This window comes from Oscillatoria sp. FACHB-1407 (assembly GCF_014697545.1).
Lineage (GTDB): Bacteria > Cyanobacteriota > Cyanobacteriia > Elainellales > Elainellaceae > FACHB-1407.
The window spans coordinates 22,667-45,694 of sequence record NZ_JACJSA010000024.1 but is presented as its reverse complement, the minus strand read 5'-3'; the positions used below and the strand labels follow the sequence as shown (position 1 = coordinate 45,694).

The 23,028-nt window shown below is 51.0% G+C and carries 19 protein-coding genes; 10 read left to right on the top strand and 9 right to left on the bottom strand.

Annotated elements, in window-relative coordinates; genetic code table 11:
• Positions 1 to 152 precede the first annotated feature (152 nt).
• Both H6G89_RS28440 and H6G89_RS28435 read left to right on the top strand, forming a co-directional pair.
• Entirely contained in the window at positions 153 to 1,532 is a 1,380-nt protein-coding gene (locus H6G89_RS28440; protein WP_190513038.1) for a peptidoglycan-binding protein, read from the top strand.
• Between the two features lie 10 nt (positions 1,533 to 1,542).
• Positions 1,543 to 2,643, top strand: coding sequence for a glycosyltransferase family 4 protein (locus H6G89_RS28435; protein WP_190513191.1), 1,101 nt, complete (start codon positions 1,543 to 1,545; stop codon positions 2,641 to 2,643).
• Positions 2,644 to 2,971: 328 nt separating this feature from the next.
• On the opposite strand, the gene H6G89_RS28430 is transcribed toward H6G89_RS28435, so the two are convergent.
• On the bottom strand, positions 2,972 to 4,060 hold the full coding sequence (locus H6G89_RS28430) for a Gfo/Idh/MocA family oxidoreductase (RefSeq protein WP_339384556.1): 1,089 nt from the start codon (positions 4,058 to 4,060) through the stop codon (positions 2,972 to 2,974).
• 367 nt (positions 4,061 to 4,427) lie between these two features.
• Here H6G89_RS28430 and H6G89_RS28425 point away from each other — a divergent pair, with 367 nt between their 5' ends.
• A complete protein-coding gene (locus H6G89_RS28425; RefSeq protein ID WP_190513029.1) occupies positions 4,428 to 5,126 on the top strand; it encodes a response regulator transcription factor in 699 nt (232 codons plus the stop codon).
• Positions 5,127 to 5,171: 45 nt separating this feature from the next.
• Here the strand turns inward: H6G89_RS28425 and H6G89_RS28420 are convergent, their stop codons facing one another.
• Entirely contained in the window at positions 5,172 to 5,681 is a 510-nt protein-coding gene (locus tag H6G89_RS28420) for a TIGR02652 family protein (protein WP_190513027.1), read from the bottom strand.
• Between the two features lie 84 nt (positions 5,682 to 5,765).
• Here H6G89_RS28420 and H6G89_RS28415 point away from each other — a divergent pair, with 84 nt between their 5' ends.
• Together H6G89_RS28415 and H6G89_RS28410 are read left to right on the top strand one after the other, a co-directional pair.
• Complete coding sequence (locus H6G89_RS28415; RefSeq protein WP_190513025.1) at positions 5,766 to 6,290, top strand: gamma carbonic anhydrase family protein; 525 nt, start codon at positions 5,766 to 5,768, stop codon at positions 6,288 to 6,290.
• A gap of 97 nt (positions 6,291 to 6,387) precedes the next feature.
• The gene (locus H6G89_RS28410; RefSeq protein WP_190513023.1) at positions 6,388 to 6,507 is read left to right on the top strand and encodes a photosystem II protein Y; all 120 of its coding nucleotides are present in this window, start codon (positions 6,388 to 6,390) and stop codon (positions 6,505 to 6,507) included.
• A gap of 83 nt (positions 6,508 to 6,590) precedes the next feature.
• Here the strand turns inward: H6G89_RS28410 and H6G89_RS28405 are convergent, their stop codons facing one another.
• From H6G89_RS28405 to xseA, 3 genes are all read right to left on the bottom strand, one after another.
• The gene (locus tag H6G89_RS28405; RefSeq protein WP_190513021.1) at positions 6,591 to 7,439 is read right to left on the bottom strand and encodes a prohibitin family protein; all 849 of its coding nucleotides are present in this window, start codon (positions 7,437 to 7,439) and stop codon (positions 6,591 to 6,593) included.
• An 84-nt stretch (positions 7,440 to 7,523) separates the two neighbouring features.
• Positions 7,524 to 7,775, bottom strand: a complete 252-nt coding sequence (xseB, locus tag H6G89_RS28400) for an exodeoxyribonuclease VII small subunit (RefSeq protein WP_190513019.1) — start codon at positions 7,773 to 7,775, stop codon at positions 7,524 to 7,526.
• Positions 7,772 to 9,037 carry an exodeoxyribonuclease VII large subunit gene (gene xseA, locus H6G89_RS28395; protein WP_190513017.1) on the bottom strand — a complete coding sequence of 422 codons (1,266 nt, stop codon included), beginning with the start codon at positions 9,035 to 9,037 and terminating at the stop codon, positions 7,772 to 7,774. The genes xseB and xseA overlap by 4 nt, the downstream gene beginning before the upstream one ends.
• Before the next feature lie 510 nt (positions 9,038 to 9,547).
• On the opposite strand from xseA, the gene recA reads away from it, so the two are divergent.
• Positions 9,548 to 10,627: a recombinase RecA gene (gene recA / locus H6G89_RS28390; RefSeq protein WP_190513015.1), complete on the top strand. Its 1,080-nt coding sequence runs from the start codon at positions 9,548 to 9,550 to the stop codon at positions 10,625 to 10,627.
• A 77-nt stretch (positions 10,628 to 10,704) separates the two neighbouring features.
• Here the strand turns inward: recA and H6G89_RS28385 are convergent, their stop codons facing one another.
• The 4 genes from H6G89_RS28385 to H6G89_RS28370 form a co-directional block, all read right to left on the bottom strand.
• A complete protein-coding gene (locus H6G89_RS28385; RefSeq protein WP_190513013.1) occupies positions 10,705 to 10,902 on the bottom strand; it encodes a hypothetical protein in 198 nt (65 codons plus the stop codon).
• A 120-nt stretch (positions 10,903 to 11,022) separates the two neighbouring features.
• The gene (locus H6G89_RS28380; protein ID WP_190513011.1) at positions 11,023 to 12,111 is read right to left on the bottom strand and encodes a phosphotransacetylase family protein; all 1,089 of its coding nucleotides are present in this window, start codon (positions 12,109 to 12,111) and stop codon (positions 11,023 to 11,025) included.
• Positions 12,112 to 12,279: 168 nt separating this feature from the next.
• Positions 12,280 to 15,615: a tetratricopeptide repeat protein gene (locus H6G89_RS28375; RefSeq protein WP_190513009.1), complete on the bottom strand. Its 3,336-nt coding sequence runs from the start codon at positions 15,613 to 15,615 to the stop codon at positions 12,280 to 12,282.
• 355 nt (positions 15,616 to 15,970) lie between these two features.
• Positions 15,971 to 17,275, bottom strand: a complete 1,305-nt coding sequence (locus H6G89_RS28370) for a DNA double-strand break repair nuclease NurA (RefSeq protein ID WP_190513007.1) — start codon at positions 17,273 to 17,275, stop codon at positions 15,971 to 15,973.
• A 392-nt stretch (positions 17,276 to 17,667) separates the two neighbouring features.
• Here H6G89_RS28370 and H6G89_RS28365 point away from each other — a divergent pair, with 392 nt between their 5' ends.
• The 4 genes from H6G89_RS28365 to H6G89_RS28350 all read left to right on the top strand — a co-directional run bounded on the left by H6G89_RS28365 (position 17,668) and on the right by H6G89_RS28350 (position 22,422).
• Positions 17,668 to 19,044: a GAF domain-containing sensor histidine kinase gene (locus tag H6G89_RS28365; RefSeq protein WP_190513005.1), complete on the top strand. Its 1,377-nt coding sequence runs from the start codon at positions 17,668 to 17,670 to the stop codon at positions 19,042 to 19,044.
• Positions 19,044 to 19,415, top strand: a complete 372-nt coding sequence (locus H6G89_RS28360; RefSeq protein ID WP_190513001.1) for a response regulator — start codon at positions 19,044 to 19,046, stop codon at positions 19,413 to 19,415. The genes H6G89_RS28365 and H6G89_RS28360 overlap by 1 nt, the downstream gene beginning before the upstream one ends.
• A 7-nt stretch (positions 19,416 to 19,422) precedes the next feature.
• On the top strand, positions 19,423 to 21,408 hold the full coding sequence (locus H6G89_RS28355; RefSeq protein WP_190513000.1) for a response regulator: 1,986 nt from the start codon (positions 19,423 to 19,425) through the stop codon (positions 21,406 to 21,408).
• A 279-nt stretch (positions 21,409 to 21,687) separates the two neighbouring features.
• Positions 21,688 to 22,422, top strand: a complete 735-nt coding sequence (locus tag H6G89_RS28350) for a phycocyanobilin:ferredoxin oxidoreductase (protein WP_190512999.1) — start codon at positions 21,688 to 21,690, stop codon at positions 22,420 to 22,422.
• Positions 22,423 to 23,028 lie beyond the last annotated feature (606 nt).

The window sequence follows — 23,028 nt, the reverse complement described above, 5'->3', positions numbered from 1 at the left end:
CGATTGATCTGCGATCGCAGTATCAGTCTTGATTTTTGTGTGAGGCTCTAAAAGTAAGGTCAGCATTTACATCTACAATCACTCGGATTGAAACCAATTGAGTTCACCTGAAACTTAATCAGTCCAGATGTAATTCTCGAACTCATATAATCATGTCCCACCGCATCAATATCGTATTCATTTCCTATCTCACAGGTTTAAGCGTTACTTCTATCCTGGGCGTTACACCTGTTGAGGCTCGTGCCTATGCCACGTCACCTTTAGGAGGTTACCATCCTGTCTCGCGTGAACTGATTGCCCAAGCTTCAACAGATGCCACGGCTACAGATGAGTCTGAAGCATCTTCTACTGCCTCTCCTGATGAAGACACCTCTATTCTCAAACTTGGCAGTCGTGGAGAGCGCGTCTCTGAACTGCAAGCAATCTTACAAAAACTGGGGTACTACGAGAGCAAGCCGGATGGCATTTTTGGAGATCAGACGAAATCGGCGGTGATTGAATTTCAACGGCAAGCCAATTTGCCGGTAGATGGACAAGTGGGTGAGTCTACCCTCCAGCAGTTACAGGAAGCGATCGCCTCCAGTTCAGAAACCAATCCTGACACCGCACCTCAACCAACCCCATCAGCAACTCCCGAAGCACCTCCAACCCCAACAGGCGAGACAGAACCTGAAACAACAAGCGATACAGCCAATGTTGCAGGGACATCCGAGCGCAGCGGACAGGGTTGGATAGCGGTCATCCTGGCTGCCTCTGCCGTGGTGGGGTTTGCGCTTTATCGCTATACTCGCCCCCGGATCAAGCGTTTGGCTCCCTCAAAGATGGCACCTTCCGCTGTGAAGGAATCTAACTCAGAGCGATCGCCTGATGAACCCGTGGCTACCCCGACTCAGGTCGTCTCAGAGCTAACCGAAGTTCAGCCTGTAACGAGGGAGGAAGCACCGACCAATGGCGTGTCTGCTAACGGAGTCTCCACTAACGGAACGGCAGGCGTCACCCTTCATCTGGCATCGGAGGCGATTCCGGCAGAAATTTCTCCAGTTAACGAAACTACTCGCTTAGCTAAAGTTGATATTGTTGACGAACTAATTGATGATTTGCGAAGCCCTGACCCGGTCAAGCGACGCAAAGCTATCTGGGAGTTGGGACAGGTTGGCGATTCTAAAGCAGTTCAGCCGTTAGTTGATCTCATGATGGATGCTGACTCCAGCCAACGCAGTCTTATTCTGGCGGCGATCTCAGAGATTGGAGTGCGCACCCTCAAACCGATGAATCGTGCCCTATTGCTGTCTTTGCAGGATCACAGCTCTGACGTTCGGAAAAATGCAATTCGCGATGTTACCCGCGTCTATGATTTGATCAGTCAGATGAGTGAGTTGTTGGCTCATGCTGCCAGTGATCCTGATGCGGAAGTGCAGGAAACAGCACGGTGGGCATTGGGGCAATTAGGGCGAATCCGCTCTGTGCCTGAACTGAGTAGTGGAGCAAGCCTCTCTAACAGAACGCCTGAGCATCTGCCAGGAGACGTGTAGCCCTCAACGCATGGAATCGGGAGTAACCGCGATCGCTCAACCACTTAACATACTAATGCTCTCGACCTCGGTAGGTGCTCTCGGCTCTGGCTTGGGGGGTGGGGTCGAATTAACTCTCCGCAACATCGCAGTTGAGCTACAACAACGAGGTCATCGGGTGCAAGTGGTTGCCCCCACTGGCTCTGTCCTGACTCATGTGCCTCTGATCGAAATTGCCGGACAATTGCAGGTCGCTGCCCAGACGCAAGACCGCACCGCGGCGATCGCCATCCCAGAAGATGCGGTGATAGCCAATATGTGGCAGTATGCCCATCAAGTCCAACAGGACTATGATGTGTTGATTAACTTCGCCTATGATTGGTTGCCCTTTTATCTCACATCCTTCTTCGATCGCCCAATCGCTCATTTGGTCAGTATGGGGTCATTGACGAATGCGATGGATCAGGTCATTCAGCAGGTTGCAAATCAATTTCCAGGAACGATCGGGGTTCATAGCCGTGCCCAGGCAGAGACATTTGCCTTTGCAGATCAATGCCGTTCTTTAGGAAATGGGCTGGATCTCGTGCTCTACGATTTTTGTGAAGTGCCGGAAGAGCGACTCGCCTGGGTTGGGCGCATCGCTCCTGAAAAAGGACTGGAGGATGCGATCGCGGCTGCCTATCAAGCCTCACTGCCCCTCCAGATTTGGGGGGCGATTCAAGATGAAGCCTACTGGCAAACCATCCGCCAAATCTATCCCAACGCTGTCGTTCAATATGGAGGCTTTCTGCCGACGGAACAACTGCAACGCAGCCTGGGAACCTGCCAGGGATTGCTGATGACCCCTAAGTGGGTTGAAGCATTTGGCAATGTGGCGATCGAGGCTCTTGCCTGTGGTGTTCCGGTAATCACCTACCGTCGGGGTGGACCCGCCGAGATTGTAGAACACGGCAAAACAGGATGGTTGGTCGAACCCGATAGCATTGATGGATTGGTCGAGGCGATCGCACGTCTTAGAGACATTGACCGACACACCTGTCGCCAACAAGCAGAGCAACAGTACTCAATGGCAGCAATGGGCGATCGAGTAGAAGCCTGGTTGCGCGATGTGCTGGGCGAGGTGGAAGGATGAAGGCTAAAAGCCGTCAAATCCATTGCAAAGCCCTGGTCTACGAAACCCGCCTGCACCGTTTGCCGATTGATTAAGGAGATTTCTGAGAAAGAATTTACCAATCGGGTTTCGGTAGGGGCGTTTCGCGAAACGCCCTTACGGAATCATGTGCAGCGAAGCCAATTCAAATTGGTATTAGTTCTTGGAAATCTTTTTAATCCGTGATCCTTAGTACTGCTATTCACAGATAGGGCTTGGCAATAAAATCAGGGGCGTGTGGGGCGTTGCCCCTAGCCAGGGTTCCACCCCTGCACCCCAAATTTCCCCCCTTATTTATGACGAGTTGTACTTAGTACTTCAGCCCATGAGGTGCCGACGGATCAGCAAGGGTGATGTTGGGGTTGCAAGGCTCCCAGACTTGCCCATCCAGTGCCATTTGTTCGATCAAACTGGCGAGGCGCAGCGCTTTCAGGGCTTGCTCTCCACCAACAGAGGGTTGGTTGCCACCGCGTACACAGTTAACAAAGTGGTCTAGCTCAGCATGGAGTGGCTCAATATTGCTGGTGTAAACCTTTTCGATCAACCCATCTTGCCGATAGAGCACCTGCCCATAGTCTGTCAGGCAATTTGCCGTGGTTTGCCGATGAATCAAAATCTCATTGTTGAGGAAGTCAGCCTCGGTCAAGGAGTTTTTGCAGTGGGCTGCAATCCGGCGAATCTTACGGTGGGTGACTTTGCTAGCGGTTAGCGTAGCAACGATGCCATTCGTAAAGCCCAGGGTCGCGGTGACGTAGTCGAGATAGCCGGAGTCAGAGGCACGACTACCACTGGCGGTCAGCTTACTGACGGGTGCACCTGCCAATTCGAGTAGCAGGTCAATGTCGTGGATCATCAAGTCCAGCACGACCGAGACATCATTGGCGCGATCGGAATAGGGGCTCATCCGATGCGCCTCTAATGCCAATAACTCTTCTGTTTTAAGGACTTTACTCAACTCTTGAAAAGCAGGATTAAAGCGTTCGATATGCCCAACTTGAAGAATGCAATGCGATTCGGCAGCAGCATTGACTAAAGATTCAGCTTCAGCAATGTTGGCAGCGATCGGCTTTTCGATGAGAACATGGACACCTGCTTGCAAACACGTCATGCCTACTGAGTAGTGCAATCGAGTCGGGACGGCGATACAGACGGCGTCTACGAGCCCCAGCAAGTCGTGATAATTTTCAAAAAAGCGGACTCGGTATTTGCTGGCAGTATCTAGCCCTCGATCGACGTTGACATCTGCGATTCCAACCAGTTCTACATCCTTCAAAAGGCTCAGCACGCGAGTGTGATGTTGACCCATATTGCCAACACCAATCACACCAACGCGGATGGGTTCTATAGGGTTTCGTTGTGTGTGACTGTGGGTCTGCTCAAGCAATGAACTCTCTTGCACTCCTCTATCTCCTGCACCATGAAGTCAAGACGAAAATCGTCGCTATCTTAAGATTTAGATGTAATACCGTAATCACGTTTATAAAGAATTTTAAAGCTCGGTCAAGCTCATCATACCAGTGACTCGACTTCATATTTTGAGAGTTCTCTTCAAATGCGGTTACATCTGATGTGGCAGTTCTCCACCTGTCCATGAACAGGAATGCGTTTGTTAGACTGGAGGTGTGTCACAGAAAATAAAGTTTTAAATACTTATTGTTTATCAAGCGAAAAATTACTGAGATACAGTCAATACACGGACTACTTTCGAGCGATATTCGCTTAACTTATAAAGTGACAGTAATTTCTACGTAAATGTTGTAAGCCTCATGCCTCTGACCATTCTTGTCGTTGATGATGACCCTGGCACTCGGCTTTCAATCGGTGACTATCTCGAACTCTCTGGCTATATTGTGGTTGTGGCAGAAAATGGTCAAAAGGCACTGTCTCTTGTAGAGCAATATCAGCCTCACCTGATTGTGACCGACATTACAATGCCTGAGATGGATGGCTATGAGTTGGTCAGACAAGTTCGTCGGCAGCCCGCTTTTCGATTGTTGCCAGTGATTTTTCTAACTGCTCGGACCAACACTGAGGAGCGTATTCGGGGTTACCAGTTGGGCTGCGATCTCTATCTGCCCAAACCCTTTGATTTGGATGAGTTGGGGGCGGTGATTCGCAATTTATTAGAGCGATCGCAGTTAATTCAGTCAGAGTGGCGGTTACGAGCCCAGAGCACAGACGCTCAAAAAAATGAGACTGTTGAGTCGGAGCATCGCTTAGACGATGAGTTAGCCGCTTCTGAGTTTCGAGTGAAATCGATCGCGGGCAGTGTAGATCTGACTCCACGGGAAAAAGATGTGTTGGATCTGCTCACCGATGGCCTTTCCAACGCCCAAATTGGCGATCGCTTGCACCTTAGCCCTCGCACAGTTGAAAAATATGTGAGCAGCTTACTTCGCAAAGCCAACTCAAACAATCGAGCCGAACTCGTCCGCTTTGCGATGGAACATCATCTGGTTGAGTAAAGACTGCTTGAGTAAAGAATTGATAAGTTACTCAAAATTGATAAGCTACTCAAACAGCCGGAAGTAAGGATAGCGCACCGGGGCACCGGGTTCCTTATCCAGGTCAAAGTTAATCACATCCCAACAAGGTTCTTCTTCAGGGTCGGGGCTAAACTCGACCGGCAACCCGTATAGCCGGGGTCGCGATGATTCCGATTGCCCCCGCCAAGGGGTGCTGCGCTCTAAATAGGTGCTAATGAGCTCTTGATATCGCTTCGCGATGATCACCCGTGTGGCTCGATAGCCTTGAGTATAGAGGCGATCGAGTGCCTCATGGATCTCAAAGCGGATGCCATCGGGGTGCGTATGTTGTCGATACCACTCGTTATTCCACTGCCGCCAGTGCCGTCCTGATTGCAGATGAATGAGTTCTGCGGTTTTGGGATCAGCCTCAAATGCACCGTGTCGCTGACAGAGATAGGTATCAGTCAGCGTCAGTGCCGGGATCATTTGATGACAATGAGGACATTGAATCTCCGGTCCGAAGATAGGATACTGTAGGGCTGGATTCATCATTCAATCGTTGTGATCAGTACCATCTCCATGTACCACCAAGTTGCTTTATTATAACCGGGATGTTTAGCCCACACTGTTTTTCTTATGTCCTTGTATTGGTGTTCTCCAGATTTGTCTCAAGCTGCTTTTGTTGCTGCTAATGCCACCGTTATGGGTCAGGTGGAGGTTGCACTGGGAGCAAGCATCTGGTACGGAGCAGTGGTACGAGGAGATGTTGAGCGGATTGTGATTGGGCAATGCACCAACATTCAGGATGGGGCTGTGTTGCACGGTGATCCGGGTAAACCAACGGTTTTAGAAGATTATGTGACGGTAGGGCACCGAGCCGTAATTCACAGTGCCCACATTGAGCAGGGCAGTTTGATTGGCATTGGGGCGATCGTTTTAGACGGGGTGCGAGTGGGGGCAGGGAGCATTGTTGGGGCGGGATCGGTGGTGACAAAGGATGTTCCGGCACGATCGCTTGTGGTTGGCATTCCAGGGAAGATAGCACGCCAGATCTCGGATGAGGAAGCAGTTGACCTGATCGAACACGCCCGTCGATATGAAAAGTTAGCACTGGTTCACGCCGGGAAAGGAGCTGATCTAGGCTTCACCGGAACTGTGTAAAAAAATGTGAAGACAGATCTGGATAATTGCGCCACCTGATCGCAAAATAAGAAATAAAGATGAGAGTTATTCATAAATCTTTAGGGAGGATCTTCAGATGGATTTCGATTGGCGCATTCTCGTGGTGCTGTCGCCTGTGCTGTTGGCTGGTGGCTGGGCAGTTTACAACATCGGACAGGCTGCCCTAAAGCAGGTGCAAGGCTTTTTGAGTAAATAACGCAACCCGTTTCGTTCTAAGCCCATTTTGTTCTAAACATACTTAAAGAGAACCGATCGCTTTGTAGGGCGATCGGTTCCCTTTTATTGAGCCTGAACCCCCAGGTTATTGAGGTTAAACAAGAACGGTACTCCGCCAGCGTCATCGCCCAATACCAACACATTGGGCATTTGAGCACCCCCCTCACGCCAAGCCTCGATCGCCTCTTTTTGTAGCACGAGTTGACCTCCTGCCGCTTTCAAGGTTTCGGCTAAAAGGCGTTGTGCCTCAGCTTTACCCTGTGCCCGGTTAATCTCGGCTTGTGCTTCTTGAGCAGCTTCCTGGGCGATGTAAACGGCACGCTGTGCTCGTTGTTCGGCGATTTGCTTTTCTTCGACCGCGTTAGAAAACTCGCGGGTAAAGTTGAGATCAACCACGCTGGTATCCAGCACAATCACCGCATATTTTTCTAACCGCTGGCTTAGAGCCGAGTCAAAGTCTTGTTTAAGCTCACTGCGTTGAGTGATGGCCTCCTCAGCAGTACGTCGAGCCGCTGCGATTTTGAATGATTCCTGAGTTTGTGGGGCGATCACCTTGGAAACCAGGTTTTGCAGTGTTCCCTGCTTGCGGCGCACTTCTACAACTTGGGTAGGATCAAGCCGAAAGTTAATGGCAAAGCTGGCTTCTAAGTTTTGTAAATCTTTAGTCAGGCTTTGGGCAGGGACTTCAAATTTTTGCACCGTGACGTCGTAGACATCTACCTGGGCGATCAACGGAGGCTTGAAATGAATACCTTCGAGTAAGGCTCCATCCCTGGCTTTGCCGAGGATGCTAATCACACCCGCTTGTCCGGGGTTAATGATGATAAACGAGTTGAGGCTCAGAAACAGCAATGCGGCAATGAGCGACCCTAGCACCAGGCTGGACACGTTTTGCGTATATTGTGCCTTCAAAGTAAGCTCTCCTGAAAATTTAGGCTTTTAGGAACAATCGACTCCTTTTTCTATCATGGTTGATCGGTTCAAAAGATTTGTCCCTTAAAAAGCTTCAGAATTGTCTACCAGCGTTTCAATCAGCAAATCCATTTGGGATTTTTTATGGTTTAGGAAGGTTTCGCACTCGTGCAGGTGAGTCACGGCGATCGCAAACTGGTCAAACACCTCTGCCAGTTCCAGGTCGCCCATTTCGATGCGATTAATAATTGCTTCGACCTCCGCCACCTTAGCTTCATAATTCCAGTTATCTGGCAGGGCTGGAGAAAGACGGGGATCACTGGGGGAATGAGTCATAATGGCTTGTCCACAAGCTGGATAGGTTGGGTATTGAGGATTTCAGAGACTTGGGCTTTGACGCTTCCCTGTGCCAATTGGATGGTTACGTCTTGCCCAGGCAGAAGATCCGCTGCCGCTCGCACGATCGCCCCATCCTCTTGCGTCACCACCGCATATCCCCGCTGAAGCACAGCCTGGGGGGCAAGTGTTGTGAGTTTTTGTTTGAGTAAATCGCAGTATTGTCTGGCGTGTTGCAAGCGTTGTTGAGTGCTCTGGGTCAGGCGTTGACGCATCCAGGCGATCGCTTGCATCCGTTGGCGAATTTGGCGATCGGGGGTGAGTCGTTGCAGGCGTGTTCGCAGGCGATCGCACTGGTCAAAACAGTCATTCAGGTTCTGCTGCACCGCTTGATGTAAGGCATCCAGGCGTTCCTGATGCTCAGCTACCAAATCCATTAAACCGGGAACCGCTTGTTCAGCCGCTGCCGTTGGGGTATGGGCACAGACATCTGCCGCCAGATCCGACAGCGACTCATCGCGCTGGTGTCCAATGCCTGCCACAACGGGAATGGAACAGGAGGCGATCGCCCGGACGACTCGCTCATCATTGAAACACGCCATATCTTCGATTGCGCCGCCCCCCCGTGAGACAATCAACACCTCTGCTCGCCCGTCCCGTTCTACCCGCCGAATTGCACTGACAATCGAGACAGGGGCTTGATCCCCCTGCACAAGAGCCGGAGAAAACAGGACATGCAACCCTGGATAGCGGCGTTTGAGTGTTCGTTGAATGTCACCCCAGGCAGCCGCTTGTGGCGATGTCACCACCGCGATCGTCTGGGGATGTCTGGGCAGAGGACGCTTGCGGTTGGGGTCAAACAACCCCTCTCTTTCCAGTTGTTGGCGCAATTGACGATAGCGCAGTGCCCGCAAGCCTTCTCCCGCTGGCAGTGCCTGCCACACCATTAATTGATAACTGCCCCGTTGGGGATGGACATGAATCCTGCCCAGAATAATCAATTGTTCACCCTGAGCTGGAAGCGTTGCCAGCTTATTGATCTGACTACTCCACACCACACAGCTGATGGAGGCTTGTGCGTCCGGATCTTGCAACGTGAAGAACAAGCCGCTGCGGTAACGGGTCGCACTCGACACCTCACCAGTCACCCAAACCTGCCGCAATTGGTCGTCGTGCTCTAGCAAGGCTTGAATGTAGGCTGTTAACCCTGCCACAGAGAGCGACGTATCGGGAAATAGGACATTGGGGAGGTTGAGAGTCATGCTTCAGATCGCATCGCAAGGTTCATCATCGACCGTTCATTCTGAAGTGTATAGCAACCGTCAGGAGGGACAGAACAGGGAGGTGTGGAAGCTGCGCTTCTGGCTAAGGGTTTCGCCCTACTCCCCACATCCTCAGAGCTTCAATTGCTACAAAATAAAAACTTTCGGTATTTTACCTCCTGTGCATAGTACATTTGTATGCAAATTGGCTGCAAAGAATTTACAATGGATAAGAGGCAACTGTTTATAGAGTAACCAGACTTTCTCAAATCTGACAGTAAGCTTGATTGCATTACACCAATCTTGATGGAGGTGCCTCCTGCGTGGAGTTACTAACAGCTTTTTGGATCGGCTTGCCCTGACGGGGTGTGTCAACTGTATTTACTCAATGGTTTTCAAGCTAGGCTGTAATGTATTGTTAGCGATATCCTCTGGTTCTGGCTCAATCTGTCGGTTTCCTCCTGAGAGATCAGTCCATCTACTCAACTAGAAAAGTTTTTTGAGGCGCGAATGGCTAAAGCGAGCAATGAAAGTTCTGAAAAAGAAAAAGCCCTAAATTTGGTGCTCAACCAGATCGATCGCACCTTTGGTAAAGGTACGATTATGCGCCTGGGTGATGCGACTCGAATGAAGGTGGAGACAGTCCCCACGGGAGCATTGACCCTGGATCTGGCGTTGGGTGGTGGCTTGCCCAAAGGTCGTGTCATCGAGATCTACGGTCCTGAAAGTTCAGGTAAGACAACACTGGCACTCCATGCGATCGCCGAAGTACAAAAAGCGGGTGGTGTGGCTGCCTTCGTTGATGCAGAACACGCGCTTGACCCTACCTATTCTGCGGCTCTGGGGGTCGATATTGAGAATTTGTTGGTGTCTCAGCCTGATACTGGGGAAGCGGCGTTAGAGATTGTAGATCAACTGGTGCGATCGAATGCGATCGACATTGTCGTAGTTGACTCGGTAGCGGCACTGGTGCCTCGCGCTGAGATCGAGGGGGAGATGGGCGATGCTCACGTCGGTCTACAAGCGCGATTGATGAGCCAAGCACTGCGAAAGATTACCGGAAATATTGGTAAGACGGGTTGTAGTGTGATCTTCCTCAACCAGTTGCGGCAAAAGATTGGGGTGTCCTACGGCAACCCGGAAACCACGACGGGAGGTAATGCCCTGAAATTCTATGCATCCGTCCGTCTCGATATTCGTCGGATTCAAACCCTGAAAAAGGGCACCGAAGAGTATGGAATCCGCGCCAAGGTGAAGGTAGCCAAAAACAAAGTAGCTCCTCCCTTCCGGGTTGCTGAGTTTGATGTCATTTTCGGTAAGGGCATTTCTTCATTGGGTTGCCTCATCGATATGGCAGAAGAGACGGGTGTGATTGTCCGGAAGGGAGCCTGGTATAGCTATAACGGCGAAAACTTTAGCCAGGGTCGAGATAACGGCATCAAATACTTTGAAGAGAAGCCAGAATTTGCCAAGGAAATTGAGCAAAAAGTGCGGCAGAAGCTAGAGATGGGAGCCGTTGTCTCGGCGAACTCGGTCACTCAAGCGGATGCAGACTTTGAAGAAGACGAGGAGTTTGACGAAGAAGCATAAGCCTGTCTAGCCTACTAGGCTGCTTTATAGATGTCGTTTGAAGAAGTCGGAGTTTTCTAGAAACCCCGACTTCTTTGCTATGTGACCAGCTTAGGCACTTTCCGGTCAACATACTCCCAGTTTGAAGGGATGAGCATCATGTCCATCTGCTCTACGATCGCATCCCAGTCTTGATAGTTGGTGTTCCAGTTACCGTGGTAATGGTAGGGCGTTTCCTTAAGTAACGGAATGTAAACACTGTAGTATTTGAGATAAGTATCTACAAAACAACCCAAAATTTAAGAGCAAGAAAACCTTGAGGGGAAACCCGAATGTGGACAAGCATACGTGGATAGGCAAAGGTTACTCAGTTTTAACTGATGAACTGAGTTTTCCCATTCCATGGTTTTGTAAAACTAGGCTTTGACAAAGGCTTCTAACCCGAGTTGGGACAAGAGGCGATCGCTATCAAAATGTTTTTCCATGAGTTGACGAATGCACTGCACCTTAACGGGTTCATGCAAGCGGACTCGCCCAAAAGTGCGATCGATAATTTCGACGGTGGTGAGGGTATCGAGATCGACCGAGAGAATGGGAATCTCCAATTCTTCAGCGCGATTGACGACGGTGGGTAATGGGGGAATTTGTCCGGTGAGGATGAGGCAATGGGTGGAGGTTTCGAGAGCCGCGACTTGAATATCGGTGCGATCGCCCCCAGTGACGACTGCCATGTTGTAGGAAGTGCGGAAATACTTGAGAGCCGCGTTAACGTTCATTGCCCCAATTTTGAGGCTCTCGACCATTAAATCAAGGCGATCGGGACGGCAGAGCACTTCAGCATTGAGTTGATGCACCAGTTCTCGAACGCTGACACTTCGCAGCAGGTCATTGCGCGGCAGAATGCCTAGTACAGGGATGTCATGTTCTTCTAAAAAAGCCTTAATGTCACGATTGGCTAACTCAAACTGCTCAGTGGGTACGTCGTTGATGAGCACACCAACCAGGCGATCGCCCAGTGACTCTTTAGCCGTTAACAGCGCATCTACCACTAGCCCTGACTGAAATCGGGTAACCAGCACAACAGCCGCATCGATCGCCTGAGCGACTTGCAGCAAGGACAACTCAAACAGCTTACCTTCGCTTAAAGTGCCTGGTCCTTCGAGCAAAACCAGATCGCCTTCAAGCAATTGAGCATAGTCTCGCAGTGCAGTGTGATAATCCGTTTTGTCCTCCCCGGAGAGGCGGCGATTGATGGTGGCTTCGTCCAGCGAGATCAGGGTAGGGCGGAGGTGATCGTCTGTCAGATTTAGGGTTTCTGCGATGAAGCGCACATCTTCGTCGATCGCATCACATTCGGACTCACTCAGGCAGGTTCCCAAAGGTTTACCGTAGGCAATGCTTAAGCCTTGTTGTTGAAGCCGATGGGCAATTCCCAGAATGATTGCTGATTTACCACTATAGGCTTCTGGTGAGCCGATCAACAGATGCTTTACGGACTTTGGCACGCCGTTTACTCCTGATTAAGCCGATTTGATGAGAACGATAATTCTTTATTGTAAGAGCACACACCCTACTACTGAAGATTGACCAGTGATTTTCAACACTCAGCGTCGATCCCCGGCTTCTTTCAAGCATCTTGCGGTGGCTCGTAGAAGCGGGAGATCTGAAACGGCTTATAAGCCATTACCAATGAGGATAAAGGGTGCCCAATAGTAGGGACGGTGAAAGGGGGGACGGGTTTGATTGGGTGCGGATGTTGGAATGTCGCCCGTAATCAGGGCAATTTGTGCCTGCCGCAATGCCTCGGCTTTGGTTAACCCCTGTTCTAATCCAGCGTAGAAGCGGTTCATCAGGATTTGGGTGCCTCCATCATCCACTGACCAGAGGGAGGCGATCGCCGCTCGTGCTCCGGTGCGTTGCATTTGGTAACCAAATCCGAGAATTTCTTCTCCATTTCCCAATTGCCCACCCACAGCCGTTTTGCAAGCACTCAGCACAACCAGATCAACATTTTCGAGTGTCCAGTTGGAGACATCCCGCAGAGTGACGCGATCGCCATTGCCAAACAAGATAAACGACTCCTCTGGCAGACCGGAGACAAACTCCGCATGAGTCGCCAGATGAACAATGGTGTAGTTATTTAACTGCGGCTCAACAGTGCGACGGCTAAAGGAGTCGTTGAAGAGTTCCGTCGTATCGGGAACAGCGGCAGCAATGTTTTCCACTTCGGTTCCGGCGTAGGGTAAACCATTGAAGCTAAAGTCTCGTGTCCCGACCTGAAAGTTGTAGCGTCGCTCGGCGTCACTAAAGGCAGCAGCTAACACGCGAATGGAGTCAGAGGTGAGTCGCCGACTGGAAGAAAAATCGGTCAGGGAAGCCGCTGTGATGTGGTTAATCGTAAATCGCTGAATCAACCACTCATCGCCATCATAAAGAGCCGCGAGAGGAACGTAGCGCAAGGTGCCATCAGCAGCATAAAGAATGGTTTCTGCCTGTGCCTGTTGGAGGTCAGCTTCAATCGGCTGAATTAACCATTGATAGAGTTGTTGCGCTGCATCGGTTGAACTGCGGGTGCGGTTGGTGATATCCCCTCGAAAGTCTGTAATCACAGCGTTGAGTTGCTCTCGGCTCACGGTCACACTGCGCCGAACGGGTGGAGCATTAGGCGTGATCAGCACTAGTTCCAGGCGATCGTCCAGGATGAGAGGATAGAGCAGGACTGTGCTTTGTTCGAGCGATCGCAAATCGTCTTGCAGGCGATAAAGCTGGTCGGGGTTGAGGTTTTGCCCCTTAGCGACCCGTTGGAGTTGTTGAATCTGGCGGGTTACCGTTGGCGTATTGATAAATTGGCTAAAGCTATGTTGCACCTCTAGCCTTTCTCCCAGTTCCGCCAGTCGCGCCTGTTGCTCCGGGGTGCGCTCCGTTGGGAGGATGGCTTGCAGTCGAAAATATTCTTGTACAGGAGCCAGGGTTTGGGTGTGCAGGTCTGTAATGGTCTGCTCGGCTTGCCAATATTCCAGCCCGATCGCCCCTTGCTCATTGCCCCGAATATCGTTCAGGTATTCTTCCAATTCCTGAATTTTGAGGAGATCCAGGACTTGTTGTGCCTCCAACACTCGATCCTGTTGCAGGAGCAGATCTGCCAGACGACGATAGGTATCCGCGACGGTTTCTGTAAAGGATGCCTGCTGTTCTTGAGGCAACACGCGCAACTGCTCCCGAATGCTTTCGGTGATGTTGATCGATTGCTTGTAGAAAACGATCGCCAGTTCCGGTTGAGTTTCTCGAGTGAGATAACCCAGATTAGACAGGGTTTGCGCCTCTGCACGGGGGTCATCTGTCTCTCTGGCGATCGCCAACGCCTGCTGAAAATATTCCAACGCTTCAGTGGGTTGCTCCAGATAGGTATACGCCAAACCCATATTGTTGAGGGCAATCCCTTCGTTGGCTAAGTTGCCCACCTCACGGGCGATTGCTACCGATTGCTGATACGTCTCTAATGCCTTAGCGTAATCTCCCTGACCCGAATAGTACAAGCCGAGATTGCTGAGGGTCACGGATTGTCCAGCGCGATCGCCCGTTTCAACTGACAGGGTCAGGGCTTGTTGCAATGCCTCTAATGCCCGGTCATCGTCGCCCAAATCGCCATAGGTAACGCCGATGTTGTTGAGAGCGATGGCTTCTTGAGTGCGATCGCCCGCTTGCCGAAATAGCTCAAGTGCTTGCTGGCGATAATTCAACGATTCCCGATATTGCCCCAACCGGGAGTAGACCAAGCCAATATTGTCGAGGGTGCTGCCTTGTCCAATGGGGTCATTTGCCTCTTGTCTAATGGCTAAAGATTGCTCGTAATGCTCAAGTGCCTGGGGATATTGCCCCAACCATTCATACGCAGCGGCGATGTTGTTAAGGGCAATGCTTTCAGCAGGACGGTTGCCAATCTCCTGAAAAATCTCACGGGCTTGTCGGTGTTGCTCTAATGCGCGTGAAAACTGCCCCATGCTGATGTAGACCACCCCGATATTGTCCAGCAGAACCCCTTCGCCATAACGTTGAGAGCGTTGCTCTTGGGGGGTGTTAGCCGGGAGCCGATAGATGAGTAGAGCTTGCTGATAGTAGTCCAACGCTTCTTCGTATTGCCCTAAGACCCGATTACCTGCGCCTAACCCAATCAATGCGGCTCCTTCTCCCTCGCGCAGACGTTGGCTGTCTGCTGCCTGACGCAGTGTTTGAAAAATCGTGAGTCCCTGTTGATATGCCTCTACGGATTGGATGGGTTGCCCCAACCCGCGATAGACCAGTCCGATCGTGTTAATCGTAGTGCCTTCACTGGGGCGATCGCCTAATTCTTGAAAGATGGTGAGTGCCTGTTGCAGGGGTGGCAGTGCCTCTCGCAGTCGTCCATTACGGTAGTGATCTTGTCCTTGAACCAGGAGGCGATCGCCTTCTGCCTGCCGTGTTGCCGTTGGGCTTAGCTCTCCTTCTCCTGCGGTGACAACCAGCGTGTAGCGTCCCCGTTCTCCGGCAGTGCGGCTATTGGCGATGATGGCGTAACCCGAATTTTCAGGCAGTGTGACCGTAAGCCGAGCATTGCCGTTATTTGGACTGGCGTTGTCGTTCTCCGCAATGATTTTGCCTGTTGGATCGATGACCAGTAAATAGGCATCAAACTCGGTGCTGTTGAGGTGAATGGTCAGCACCTGCCCCGCTTGCCCGTTGAAGCGGTAGGAATCGTAAACACTGCCATCATCCAAAACCGGATCGCCATCGGCTAACATCCCATCGGTGCTGAACAGGATGTCTGGATTCGCCTGTGCGAGATCTCCTCTGCTTCCCTTTTGGAGCCGGATGTCAGCAGAATGCTCCTGCAAAGGTGAAGAGTGCGATCGCCACTGCATCTGCCCTCGTGTTTCATAACCCCACGATGCAGCGGAGACGATTGGCACTAAAGCCAGGGATAGCAAAAAAGCGGGAGTGAAGCGATGGAAGTGGGAGAGTGGCGATCGCATGAGTCATGAACCTGAAACTAAGCCAGTTTTAACATCAGAAACAGGGTATGGGGAGTAGTTCGACAAGCTCACCAATTGGGGGTGGGAGTGGGGAGTGGGGAGTGGGGAGTGGGGAGTGGATATCTGTTGACTCAGATTCCCGGCTTCTGATGGTAGTGGCATAGGTCATGCTTTTAGCTGAGAGAGCAGCCAGGGATCTAAGTCTCACTTTTCCTTCTTCCTTTTTCGTTTTTCCTTCTTCCTTCTTCTTTATCCTTCTTCTTTATCCTTCATCCTTCATCCTTTATCCTTCATCCTTCTTCTTTATCCTTCATCCTTCATCCTTTATCCTTCATCCTTCATCCTTTATCCTTCCTTATGCAATGCTTCCTCGCTTGCGGGCTTCTTTGTAAGACGTACCGATGTTTTGCAACCCAGCCCGGATCATTTCTCGTTCGAGGAGCGCAAAAAACCGAGCGCGATCGCCCCCTCGGACAACGGCTTGATTGTGCGCCTCTGCTAACGCTACGGGATAGCCATAACCCTTTTGCACTTGAGTCAGGGTGAGACTAAGGGCGGTTTCAAGCAGATCAGCATCCTCAGCGACCCATGCCGGAAACTCAACTCGTGCAATCTCTGCTCCCACATTCACATAGCAAAAGTAAATTGTTTGGTCGCCATACCACTCCAAAATCTTGGCAGAACTGCGCCACAATGCCCCTCGCTGTCCGGGTTCCAGCACTAGCGACCACAATGCCGTATCGCGTAAGGGGGCAAACACCTGACAGGGAGCCTGTTCGGTCTGACCGGGGCAGTGGCTCTGGCAATCGGGAGCCTCATAGGGACAGGTCTGAAGTCTTAAAAAGTTTAGCGACTCCCCGCTACGAGCCGCGCTGAGATAGCCCACCAATGGAATGCGCAACCGTTGCAACCGTTGCCATGCCTCCAGAATTGGGGGAAGGATGCGATCGCGGGCTTCCAGAGGCAATGGCTCTAAAAACCAGTGAATCAGCGACCCATCTACCATCGCCAATGTGGGTTGTTCCCTCAATGCGGGGACGCGATTAATCGCGTCCCCGCCATTTTGATTAATCGCGTCCCCGCCATTTTGATTAATCGCGTCCCCGCCATTTTGATTAATCGCGTCCCCGCCATTTTGATTAATCGCGTCCCCGCCATTCTTCTCTTCCGCCAACTCTGCCAATGCCGTCGCTTCAGACACCGTGCGGCAATAGCCCATCCACTCCTCTGTGCGAATGCCCCACTGCCGCGATTGGTACAGGTCTTCAGGACGGTAAAACACCTCTGGCAGGCTATCCAGCAGGGGATGGCGGTTTTGCCCATAGTGCAATGCTACTCGCCCCACGTTAATCAGATAACAGTAGGCAATTTCGTGATGACTGGGGGCAATTTGTGAGCCATCGGTTGCTAAAACGGTATGTAGATTGGGTGCAGCGGAAATTGCCACACGAGTATCTAACGGCTCGACAGGCTCCGCTGCGGTGAATCCCAGACGATCGCGCCAGGTGTGTTGCAGGGTGACCAGATCGGCTTGGCGATCGCTGGCTTGGCGCAAAAGCCGCTCGGCTAATTCTAATCGCTGCCGACTGGCGATCGCTTCCTGGCTCAGGTGTTGGCTGATGCCTTGCATTTGGCGGGCAAGTTTGGTCAGATCGAGCATAGGGGGAGCCAATGAACTAATACATATGAATTTAATACGAATGTTCTAGTATTTCACGCAGTTGTAATTCACTCGTTCAACAGGACGGTACCCGCTGTAGGGTGTGTCTAGTGATTGGAGAACTGAACCCAGCGAATGAATTCGCGGCGATTGGAGCGGAGTCCGCCGACGCGGACTGAGGTTTTGAACCAGTGTAGGCAGGTTTTGTTCTGGTAGCTGCGGTTTCAACCGCCACTCCCCTAACCGTCAGATACACCCCCGCTGTACTGAATCAACTGGCACACGGCTGTCCTTTCCTATAAAGATTTACAACATTGGTTTTTTTCAATTTGAAGTTTTAAGGGTGTTTCGTAAACAATTGAAGATGTTCTTTTGGATGGCGGTTTGAGTTTGTGGTAGAGCGGTCTTCCCAACAATCTTCACCTGGCGATCGCGATGATCAACAGCAGAATGCAACACCGACTGAGTTGCGCCAACAACAATCGGAAGTGGAGTTGTTTTCGGATGTTGCCCTCAAGCTTCACCAATCGCTGTACCTGAAGGATATCCTGCACACGACCGTGACTGAGGTGCAACGGATTCTGCAAGCCGATCGCGTTCTGATTTACCACGTTTTACCCGACGGCAGGGGCAAAATTGTGGACGAGTCTGTGTCGCCGGAATATCCGCCACTGATCCATCAAGAGTTTGCTGAAGAGGTGTTTCCGGCTGACTATCAGCAGCTTTACGCTCAGGGACGAGTGCAGGCGATCGCCGATGTGCATCACCCCGCATCGGGGTTAGCCGAGTGTTTGGTGAAGTTTGTCGATCAGTTTGGCATCAAAGCCAAGCTTGTGGTGCCAATCGTGCAAACGCTAAACAATCAGGCTCAAGATAGCCTTTTGTTGCCCCAACTGTGGGGATTATTAATCGCTCATCAGTGTCAGAGTGTGCGATCGTGGGTTGAGGTTGAGTTGGAACTCCTGCAAAAACTGGCGGCTCAAATCAGCCTTGCACTCTCGCAAGCGCAATATGTGGAACACTTACAAGCCGCATTGCAGCAGGAACAACGCGATCGCCAGACCAAGGATGAGTTGATCGCTGTGATGAGTCACGATGTGCGGACATCACTGACCTCACTGCACAGTGCTCTCAAGATTCTGGGGACAGGGCGTTTGGGCAATCTCTCCAGCGAGGGACACCAGATGTTGGCGATCGCCGATGAAAGTACCGAACGGCTCATGCGGTTGGTCAACCATGTCCTCGATCTGCAACGTATGGAATCTGGCAACGTTGTGATGAACTACCGGGAATGCAACGCCGCTGATCTAATCACCCAGGCTGCTCTGGTGATGCAACCGATGGCACAACAGCACGGCATTACCCTCATCACCCAACCTGAAGCCATTGCCGTGTGGGCGGATGCCGATTACATTTTGCAAGCCCTCACGAACCTGCTCAGTAACGCCATCAAATTTTCCCCTGTTGGTGGAAAGGTCTGGCTGACCGTTACCCACACCCCACACCTCCTGTCAGCCCTCTTCCAGGTTCGCGACCAGGGACAGGGCATTCCCGCCAATCAATTGGAACGCATCTTTGACTGGTTTCAACAGGTCGATCCGGCTGACTCCCACAGACGAGGTGGAACAGGCTTAGGGCTTGCCATTTGTCGCAAGATTGTAGAGCAACACAACGGCAGAATCTGGGCTGAGAGCACTCCCGGCAATGGCAGTACCTTTGCCCTTACCTTGCCTTTGGCGCAAGCCAATCCCAAATCGGAGCAGGATTGATGTCTAATAAACGCATCCTGATTATTGATGATGAGGAAACGATTCAAACGGTGGTGCAGTTTGGTATCAGAATGACGGCAGGTTGGCAGGTGTTGGTTGCCACATCGGGCAGGCAGGGAATTCAACTGGCTCAACAAGAGCAACCCGATGTAATTTTGTTAGATGTAGTGATGCCTGATATGAGTGGTATGACAGCTTTGAAGACCCTCCAATCTGACGATGCCACGGCACACATTCCCGTGATTTTGTTAACGGCTAAGGCACAACTCACAGGGCACTCTGATCACGCCAGAGGCGTGAGGGGCGTGATTACCAAGCCCTTTAATTCGCTGCATCTCTCTGAGCAAATTGCCCGAATTCTCCAGTGGTAGCCGAGCGATGAAAATTTTGCTGATTGAAGATGATGATGCTTTCATTAAAGTGCTCACCAGAATGTTGAAAGCTCAGCAATATATCGTTGACAGCGTCAAGGATGGCGAGATGGGTTGGACGTATGGCTCCACCTTTGAATATGACTTGATGCTGATGGATGTCGTATTGCCCAAAGTAGATGGCATCAGTTTGTGCAAACGATTTCGGACGGAGGGCTACGCAACCCCAATTATGTTGCTCACGGCGCAGGATACTAATACCGCTAAGGTGCAGGGGTTGGATGCGGGTGCTGATGACTATGTGGTGAAAACCTGTGACCAAACTGAGTTAACCGCTCGGATTCGGGCGTTGTTGCGACGGGGGAGTAACAATCCCTTTCCGTTGCTGACCTGGGGCGATTTGATTTTGAATCCCAGTACGTGTGAGGTGACTTACAAGGGGCAACCGCTGGCTCTGACAACCAAAGAATATGAACTGCTAGAGCTGATGTTGCGGGATAGCCAGCATGTGTTTAGCACGGAGGAGATTTTGGATCACCTGTGGTCGTCGGAGGCGTTTCCTTCGGAGGCAACGGTGCGATCGCACATTCGACGAGTTCGCAACAAGTTAGTGGCAGTCGGTGCGCCCCATGATTTCATCGCCACCATGCATGGGCGGGGTTATTACCTCAAGGCGATTCAACCTGATGCCTCGGCTTCATCTCCTGCGGCAACGGAGCCATCTTCGCGATCGCCCCACCCTGACTCCAACTGGGCATCTTCCTCGCAGCTAGGAACAGATTCTTCAGCGACAGAGGACACGGCTCCTCTGGTTGATCCCTACTCAGCCGATGCCCAACAGCAATACGTGGCATTTCTCAATGACGTTTGGAGCACAACCAAACCCACCAGCCTGGAACAGGTCAAAGCTCTGTTTGAAGCGATTCAAGCCCTCCATGCCGATCGCCTTGCTCCCCATCATCAAGCTCAGGCTCAACAACTGGCACACAAACTGGCAGGAACATTGAGCATCTTTGGTTTGCACAAGGCAGTCCATCTGGCTCGTCAACTCGAACACTGGCTGGGCAGCCAGGATGCGCTGCACCCAAACCAGGCACCTCTGATGCATCATCTCATGGTTGAGTTGCAGCAGGTGATTCAATCTGCAACTCAAATTCAATTATCCCAAGTGCCCCAAGGACACTCGCCGCTGCTTCTACTTGTTAGCGCAGAAGATGCCTTTAACCAGGCAATGGGGGCGATCGCCAGCAGTCGCGGCATCCAGGTCGAGATCGTGTCTCCGCTAGAACTGGATAGCACGTTGACAGCTTTAGAAATGGCGATCGATGTCGCGGGACAACCGCCCGATCTGCTCCTGTTGCGTCTGCCTGACCATTTAACCAAGCCCAGTGAGATCGGTGAGGTGTCTCAACCCCATCCGTTCTTGCAGTATGTGCAACCTTGCACTCAGCGATATCCAACGGTGCCAATTGTGGTGATGGGCGATCGCCTAAGGACTGGCGATCGTCTGGAGGTGGCGCGACGTGGAGGCAAACTCTTTTTAGACCACTCAACGTCACCAGAGCAAGCGATGACCGCTGCGGTCAACTTAATGAGGCGATCGAAGTTAGCTCCCAAGGTCATGATTGTTGACGACGATCAGCATTGGTTACGCACCCTACCAACGTTGTTGAAACCCTGGGGGTTTAAGGTCACAACCCTTGCCGATCCACAACAATTCTGGACGGTCTTACAAGCGGTTGTGCCAGATGTACTGGTTTTAGATGTCAACCTGCCAGAGATCAATGGGTTTGAACTGTGTCAGATGATTCGCAATGACCCCCACTGGCAACGATTACCTGTATTATTTCTAAGTGTCTTAACCGACTCAACCCATCAGCAACAAGCGTTTGCTGCTGGTGCCGATGACTATCTGTGTAAGCCGTTGATGGGAGGCGAACTGGCAAATCGAATTCTAAGCCGCTTACAACGGGTTAAAGCCTGGGCAGGTTGAGGCTCACTGACAAACCAGAGACAAATCAGAGTGTGAACTGATAACCCCATTCTCTGTTTTATAGCCGTAGCCACATTCGATGGAGCGGAGGTGAGTCAGGAAGCTTGCCCAGCATCCGGGGTTGAGTCATTGCCTTTGTCTTAAGCTTTCTGACCAAGGCTATAATTTTCAAACCCCTAAATCTGAAGGCTTCCGAACTTTAAAGTCTCCAAGTCCAGGGAAGTTAGAAGCACCTATAAATCACTCCATCAAATCACTTCATCAAAGCTATTTATCACCATGCAAGGGTCAATAAGAAATAACCAACATCCTCTGATTCACCGACTGGCGGATTGTATCGAAGAGGTTTGGCACCAATATCTGGATCTCTCACCCTATGTCGTACCAGAAGACCTGGGATATATCGAAGGCAGTCTTGAAGGCGAACGGTTAACGATCGAAAACCACTGTTATCAAACTCCCCAATTTCGCAAGTTGCATTTAGAACTGGCTCAGGTGGGTAATGGGCTTGATATCTTACACTGTGTCATGTTTCCCAAGCCCGAATACGCCATCCCTATCTTTGGGACTGATTTGGTTGGCAGTCAGCGAGGAGGAATTAGTGCGGCGATCGCCGATCTATCTCCTATCAGCCGCGATCGCACCCTGCCCCATCGCTATCACCAAGGGTTATCCGAGTTACCCAAACCACACTTTTCTCAGCCCCGTGCTCTGCCGGAATGGGGCGACATCTTCTCAGAATTTTGTTTGTTTATCCGTCCGATGAACACTGAAGAGGAAGATCAGTTTCTCAATCGAGTGCGTCAGTTCCTGATACTTCATTGTCAAATCGCGACAACGGAAACACCGCTGACAGCACAGCCCGATATCAAAAATGTGCTTGTCGGGCAACAAAACTATTGCACCAAACAACAACAAAATGACAAGACGCGACGAGTCCTGGAAAAGTCTTTTGGTACAGAGTGGACTGAGCGTTATATGACAACCATGTTGTTTGATTACGTAACGGTTTGAACCAACCTCTGAAGAACATGAATCCATTTTTGGGGATGTAGGGGGCTGTGAAGACTTGTGTTGCTACCGTAGCCTTGAAAAGAAGGAAATTCTGGAAATCTCCTTTTTTAGAGGGTTTGGGGTATCTAATACCGTTTTTATATGAAGATGTGTTTTATTGAACCCCTGGCTGTTGTCGTCCTTACCAAGGGGGGCTATAAGGGGGTATCTGATTTGATGCATCCCCCCATTTGATTGGTATATAGCAGTCCTATCTGATTTGTGAAAAAGGTGATTTGTGAAAGTGCCCACCCATCGGGCGGGCACTTTCACAAATCATTTAGGGTTGCTATAACTGCGTCGAGCCTGGTGAATTCGGGATAAGGATTTTGACGTTGCTGAGTGCCGATATGATTCTCAAAAACTAATCACCGTTGTAGGGGCGTTTCGCGAAACGCCCCTACGAAATTCATAGATTGGATCAGAAACACCAGGATTTTGATGGTTTCAGCCGCCACAATCAAATTGGTCTGCAAATTGTTGTGTAGCAGTACTCTCAGAAGTTAAGACGGGATGCAGCCCCCACGTGCTTGTTTCTAGCTTTGTGTGTAGCACTCTATACCAATT

Coding starts and splice junctions, on each gene's coding strand:
- H6G89_RS28415 (WP_190513025.1), top strand. CDS start 5,766: ATGTCCTTGTATTGGTGTTCTCCAGATTTGTCTCAAGCTGCTTTTGTT.
- H6G89_RS28360 (WP_190513001.1), top strand. CDS start 19,044: ATGTCTAATAAACGCATCCTGATTATTGATGATGAGGAAACGATTCAA.
- H6G89_RS28435 (WP_190513191.1), top strand. CDS start 1,543: ATGGAATCGGGAGTAACCGCGATCGCTCAACCACTTAACATACTAATG.
- H6G89_RS28420 (WP_190513027.1), bottom strand. CDS start 5,681: ATGATGAATCCAGCCCTACAGTATCCTATCTTCGGACCGGAGATTCAA.
- H6G89_RS28355 (WP_190513000.1), top strand. CDS start 19,423: ATGAAAATTTTGCTGATTGAAGATGATGATGCTTTCATTAAAGTGCTC.
- xseA (WP_190513017.1), bottom strand. CDS start 9,037: ATGACTCTCAACCTCCCCAATGTCCTATTTCCCGATACGTCGCTCTCT.
- recA (WP_190513015.1), top strand. CDS start 9,548: ATGGCTAAAGCGAGCAATGAAAGTTCTGAAAAAGAAAAAGCCCTAAAT.
- H6G89_RS28410 (WP_190513023.1), top strand. CDS start 6,388: ATGGATTTCGATTGGCGCATTCTCGTGGTGCTGTCGCCTGTGCTGTTG.
- H6G89_RS28425 (WP_190513029.1), top strand. CDS start 4,428: ATGCCTCTGACCATTCTTGTCGTTGATGATGACCCTGGCACTCGGCTT.
- H6G89_RS28375 (WP_190513009.1), bottom strand. CDS start 15,615: ATGCGATCGCCACTCTCCCACTTCCATCGCTTCACTCCCGCTTTTTTG.
- H6G89_RS28350 (WP_190512999.1), top strand. CDS start 21,688: ATGCAAGGGTCAATAAGAAATAACCAACATCCTCTGATTCACCGACTG.
- H6G89_RS28370 (WP_190513007.1), bottom strand. CDS start 17,275: ATGCTCGATCTGACCAAACTTGCCCGCCAAATGCAAGGCATCAGCCAA.
- H6G89_RS28440 (WP_190513038.1), top strand. CDS start 153: ATGTCCCACCGCATCAATATCGTATTCATTTCCTATCTCACAGGTTTA.
- xseB (WP_190513019.1), bottom strand. CDS start 7,775: ATGACTCATTCCCCCAGTGATCCCCGTCTTTCTCCAGCCCTGCCAGAT.